Origin of the sequence: Candidatus Thioglobus sp., assembly GCF_028599055.1 — a bacterium.
GTDB lineage: Bacteria > Pseudomonadota > Gammaproteobacteria > PS1 > Pseudothioglobaceae > Thioglobus_A.
The window spans coordinates 1-5,298 of record NZ_JAQRMS010000077.1; the positions used below are offsets into that span (position 1 = coordinate 1).

A 5,298-nucleotide genomic window follows, 5' to 3' on the forward strand; every position below is an offset into this window, starting at 1 on the left:
GCACAAAAATTGAACCATCAATTAAATTTTCTAGCTTTTTAATCTGATGTGACAAAGCTGATTGAGTAAGGAACAAGCTATCCGCTGCATCAGACACATTTCCCTGCTTGTATAAGGCTTGAACTAGTTTTAAATGTGAGATTTCAATCATGAGTAGTATTCATAACAAGTATTAATATTATTATAGTGACTAATATTAACAAAACATTATAATATGCACCAATTGATTATGGAAGTGGGTGCAAATCCCACGCTGTCCTCGCAACGGTATTTTTCTTAAAAGAAATCAGTCCGATACATAATCTACTTATTAACTTCACGAAGGATGATCATCATGAATATCAAACAGCTATCTTTAGCGGCTGCAGTTTCAGCACTAACTTTCACTACAGCAACCAATGCAGTATTAGGCCCTATTCCAATTTACTTAAATACTGAATATCGAACAGATGCTCCAGTGATTGGCTCAATCGCATCAACACTGAATTTTGATGCTGAAGATATTAAAGCAACTGGCGCTAACTCTTTCATTGAATTTTTAGAATCTGTTCCAAGTGTTGAAATGTGGACGGGAAATGTGCCAGCTATTTTTATGCGTGGTGGACCTTCAAACCATACTTTAGTTGTAGTTGATGGAGTCAAAATAAATCCACCAAATTCTACAAATGGTGCAGTTGAATATGGACTGACAAATGTTCCAATTAACGATATTGAAAAAATAGAAATTGTTAAAGGTTCGGGCTCTGTTTTATACGGTTCATCTGCAGTTACAGGTGTGATTGCCATTACTACCAAACAAGGTTCAGAGGAGGAACATGCAACAGTTGGCACTAAATTTGGCACAAACAATACCAAAATTTATACACTAACTGCAAGCAATGGTGGTAAAGATGGTTTTGTTAGGTTTACCCATAATAAATATTCAACAGACGGTATTAATGCCCGTTCAGATGATACTACCAACGAAAAAGATGCAATCAGTAGCAATTCCACACAAATCAAATTTGGCAATGAAAGATTTAGTGCTAGCTACTTAAAGACTGGCAATAGAATTGAGTATGACGATCAGTTCGGCGGTTCAAACGACCAATACCTTACTAGAGACTCATCTAAAATATCAATCAACGCTAATAATAAAATTAGTGATATTTGGAAAGCAAGATTTCAATTTACACAAATAGATGCGGTGAGAAAGGCATATAAAGACGGTGGATTTTCTTGGGGAGGCGATGGAGATAATTATCAAAATACCACTATAATTGCTCTCAATGATATTAACATTAACAACGCTCTATTAAATATCGGTTTATCCCAATCTGAAGATAAAAACACTGTAACCAGTGAAAAACTCACTAGCAAAGATTTGTTTGTAAATTGGCAACAAAATATTAATAATGTTGATATTAGCACAGGCGCTCGTTATATCAAACATAGTAAAGCTGGCAATAAAACAATTTACAATTTAGGTGCTTCTAAACACCTTGAAAACAGCCTTAAACTAACAGGCGCTTACGGAACGTCTTTTAGTGCTCCAACTTTGGGGCAGTTAGCAGGCAACCCTAATCTTAAACCAGAGATATCAAAGAATATTGAATTAGGCATAGAGAAGCAACATACTTGGGGAATGTCTAGCATCACAATCTACAATAACACAAGCACGAATGCATTTCGAAGTGATGGTACAACAGGCTGGGTGTACGAAAATATAGGTAGACTAAGGACGAAAGGTATTGAAGCATCTCTAAATACCAATATTGCTAATTATGATATCGATTTTGGCTATAACTATAACAAAAGTAGAGAGAATGACAGAGTGTTACAAAGTATAAGAAGGCCTCAAAATACAACACACCTGACAATTGGAAAGCAATATGGCAAATTTAATCCAAAAGTCCAGATTATTAAAAAATCTTCTAGCTTGGATAATGGTGACATTAAATTAGATGGTTACATGTTGATTAATTTATCAACTAATTACGATATTAATGATAGTGCCAAAGTATCACTTAGCATCAAGAATGCAACCAACAAAGATTATTCAGTTGCAAATAAATATAATCAACCTGGTAGAGTAGTCAATCTAGGATTAGATTATAAATTCTAAACGCACTCTACTCTCGTGGAGTAGTGGCAAGGATAGTGCTTATGCCTTACGCCTACTCCTTAAAGACCCAAGTATTAATCTCTTAGGTCTTTTTACCACGGTTAACCAGGAATTTGAACGAGTTGCTATGCATGCGGTACGGCTGCGATTGTTAAAAGAACAAGCCAGGCAAATTGGACTGCCGATACATATTATCGAAATACCATATCCTTGTTCGAATTCTGATTATGAAAGAATCATGACTAAGTTCATCGCAAAGATTCAGGCGGATGATATTCAAAGTGTAGCTTTTGGAGATTTATATTTAGAAGATATTCGTGACTATCGAATTGCACAAATGCAAGACACTGGTATTGAGCCAATATTTCCTTGCTGGGGAATTAATACGACTGAGTTATCTAAAATGATTATTGATATTGGTATTAAGGCTAATATTACTTGTATCGATCCTAAACAAATATCTGTTAATTTTGCTGGACATGCATTTAATCAAAACTTATTAGAGTCATTGCCGGATACTGTTGATCCTTGTGGTGAGAATGGGGAATTCCATACCTTTGTGTATGACTCACCAGACTTTAAGGGGCCTATTGATATCACCCAAGGTGAAACCGTTGAACGTGACGGCTTTGTCTTTACCGATTGGCAATAACATTGACTATAATAAAACCATTACCTTTGAATAAATAGGATTTCAAATGACAGATCAAATCAACAAGACTAAAACCATATTTGCTGTATTTATTATGGTGCTTTTAATGATTGCCACACGTGGTCACGCCAACTGGCTTTCAAGCATTGTGCATTTGCCTGATTTTACTATTCCCGCTCTATTTATTGCTGGCGTTTACTTGCGACAATTTTTGGTGGCTTTTGTGATTATCGTTAGTGCTGTTGCGATTGATAACTATGCAATTGTACATGAAGGCGTTAGTGCTAACTGCATCACCCCGGCTTATAGTATATTGCCGTTTACTTACTACGGAATTTTCTGGGTGAGCAAATACATCAGCAGTTTAAATATTGACACTAATATTATAAAAAATGCATTGATTGTCATCGTGGCAGCAAGTACTCAATGGTTTATTGCAACCTCAAGTTATTACTTCTTTACCGCTACTTATGCAAAAACAGGTTGGTCTAACTTCCCGGCTTATGCACAACAATGGTCAATGGTTGAAATTCCATTAGTGCTTTACTGGATGGTAGCTATATCAATTACCTTTACCCTTAACCATCGTTACTCATTTATCCCGTATTTTTCAGCACAGAAAAACTAAGGCAATTCATGTCTACTGATCAATATAAAGCTAGAATGCAGCGCAAAAAAGCGCATATTGATTCTCGCATTGAAGAGGCTAATATTAACAAGGGTATTATTGTATTACTCACTGGCAACGGCAAAGGTAAATCATCTTCAGCTTTAGGTATGATTTGTCGTGCACTTGGCTACGGTATGAAAATCGGTATCGCTAAGTTTTTAAAAGGCGTGCAAGATACGGGCGAAGATGCTTTTCTTGCCAAGCAGACTAATGTGCAAACCGCCTTTATGAAAACAGGTTTTACTTGGGACACTCAAGATAAAGCTTATGACACTGCTATGGCAGTTGAAACTTGGCAAAAAGCACAAAGCTACTTAAAAGACGAATCAATCGATTTAGTTGTACTGGACGAGCTAACTTATATGATTAGTTATAAGTACCTAGATGAGCAAATAATTCTTGATGCGCTTAACAATCGCCCCAGTAATCAACACGTGGTGATTACTGGTCGAGCTGCTACAGACGGCTTGATAGAAATTGCTAATACCGTCAGTGAAGTTAAAGATATTAAGCATGCTTTTAGAGAAAACATCAAAGCGCAAAAAGGTATTGATCTTTAATATAAACAAAAAAACCTAAGAGCTTCACTCTTAGGTTTTTAATGGTTTTGACTGAATTTTATTAAAGTCTACTGTATTCCGTACATCTCGTTATTAACAATCATTCTCCAGATCTTAGAAGGATTTTCTCCATAAGAAACTTGCTTACTAAGTAATATGGCAGTTGGCGCATAGGCATACTGATATCCATTAGTATTGCAAGTTACATAAGTATCATCACGAAAATTAATCTCTCTGCCTACTACACAACCCTGAAAAGCTGACTCGACTCTACCATCTTCATGCTCAAAACTATCAATAACTTTCGTACTTTCAATAGTCCAGCCAACACTTTGCTCCCATGCTGATTCAAAATTTGCCTGGCTGGATACCGAAGTAATAGCTACTAACGCACCGATTAAAAACTTATTCATGATTTCTCCTTGTTTAATTTATAAAAAATTATAACACTCATTAAGCTACACAAATGAATTAAGTGTGCTCGCTCATATACTGCAAGGCTTGATACAAATACTCCACTGGAACGATTTTCAGCCCCTTAAGGGATTTTTTTGGCAAATTACCCTTTGGTATGATTGCCACCTTAAAGCCGTGTTTTTGAGCTTCATGTAAACGCTCAATTGCATTATAGACCGGGCGCACCTCGCCAGTTAGTCCCACTTCACCAAATGCAATCCAATCATTAGGAATAACTTTATCTCTCAAGCTTGACATAATTGCCAACATCACCACTAGATCAGAGGCAGTTTCACTCACCTTAATGCCGCCCACCACATTCACAAATACATCTTGATCATGCGTAGCTACGCCACCATGTTTGTGCAAGATCGCCAGTTGTAAGGCTAGACGATTTTGCTCCAAACCAACACTAATTCTTTTAGGGTTACCACCTGCCTGATCAACCAAAGCTTGCACTTCAATCATCAGTGGTCTTGTTGCTTCACGCGTAACCATTACCATTGAACCTGGCGACGGCTTAGCTTGATTTGATAAGAAAATTGCTGATGGGTTTTCCACTTGTTGTAATCCAGTTTCGCCCATGGCAAATACACTGATCTCATTAACAGCACCAAAGCGATTTTTAACCGCACGAATAATGCGGTAGCGCCCACCGGCATCACCTTCAAAATACAACACTGCATCTACCATATGCTCAAGTATTCTTGGGCCTGCTAAAGCGCCACCTTTGGTAACATGACCAATCATCAGCAAGATAGTGTTGGTTTGTTTGGCAAATTGGGTTAGCTGGGCAGCGCAATCGCGCACTTGAGTAACCGAGCCTGGTGCAGAGGTTAAGCCGTCAGTTACCATA

General features: G+C 37.4%; 7 protein-coding genes and 1 riboswitch. Of the genes, 4 read left to right on the plus strand and 3 right to left on the minus strand.

What is annotated here, in order from left to right; translation table 11 throughout:
- Window positions 1-151 (minus strand): LysR family transcriptional regulator (locus PSN35_RS05650; protein ID WP_300030690.1); only part of this gene is annotated, 151 nt, incomplete at its 3' end.
- A gap of 40 nt (window positions 152-191) precedes the next feature.
- A riboswitch (cobalamin riboswitch) is annotated at window positions 192-318 on the plus strand.
- Window positions 319-334: 16 nt separating this feature from the next.
- On the opposite strand from PSN35_RS05650, the gene PSN35_RS05655 reads away from it, so the two are divergent.
- The 4 genes from PSN35_RS05655 to cobO are packed head-to-tail and all read left to right on the plus strand — an operon-like array spanning window position 335 to window position 3,986.
- Entirely contained in the window at window positions 335-2,104 is a 1,770-nt protein-coding gene (locus PSN35_RS05655; protein WP_300030676.1) for a TonB-dependent siderophore receptor, read from the plus strand.
- A complete protein-coding gene (locus PSN35_RS05660) occupies window positions 2,094-2,756 on the plus strand; it encodes an ATP-binding protein (protein ID WP_300030693.1) in 663 nt (220 codons plus the stop codon). Before PSN35_RS05655 ends, PSN35_RS05660 begins: the two co-directional genes overlap by 11 nt.
- 46 nt (window positions 2,757-2,802) lie before the next feature.
- Entirely contained in the window at window positions 2,803-3,384 is a 582-nt protein-coding gene (locus PSN35_RS05665) for a hypothetical protein (RefSeq protein WP_300030679.1), read from the plus strand.
- An 8-nt stretch (window positions 3,385-3,392) separates the two neighbouring features.
- Entirely contained in the window at window positions 3,393-3,986 is a 594-nt protein-coding gene (cobO, locus tag PSN35_RS05670; RefSeq protein WP_300030682.1) for a cob(I)yrinic acid a,c-diamide adenosyltransferase, read from the plus strand.
- A gap of 68 nt (window positions 3,987-4,054) precedes the next feature.
- Here the strand turns inward: cobO and PSN35_RS05675 are convergent, their stop codons facing one another.
- Both PSN35_RS05675 and PSN35_RS05680 read right to left on the minus strand, forming a co-directional pair.
- On the minus strand, window positions 4,055-4,399 hold the full coding sequence (locus PSN35_RS05675; protein WP_300030684.1) for a hypothetical protein: 345 nt from the start codon (window positions 4,397-4,399) through the stop codon (window positions 4,055-4,057).
- Between the two features lie 58 nt (window positions 4,400-4,457).
- Window positions 4,458-5,298, minus strand: an 841-nt coding sequence (locus tag PSN35_RS05680; RefSeq protein WP_300030687.1) for a magnesium chelatase domain-containing protein, incomplete at its 5' end; no start/stop codon positions are given.

Excerpts from the sequence above, each read along its gene's own strand:
- PSN35_RS05655 (WP_300030676.1), top strand. The coding sequence starts at position 335 with ATGAATATCAAACAGCTATCTTTAGCGGCTGCAGTTTCAGCACTAACT.
- PSN35_RS05665 (WP_300030679.1), top strand. The coding sequence starts at position 2,803 with ATGACAGATCAAATCAACAAGACTAAAACCATATTTGCTGTATTTATT.
- cobO (WP_300030682.1), top strand. The coding sequence starts at position 3,393 with ATGTCTACTGATCAATATAAAGCTAGAATGCAGCGCAAAAAAGCGCAT.
- PSN35_RS05675 (WP_300030684.1), bottom strand. The coding sequence starts at position 4,399 with ATGAATAAGTTTTTAATCGGTGCGTTAGTAGCTATTACTTCGGTATCC.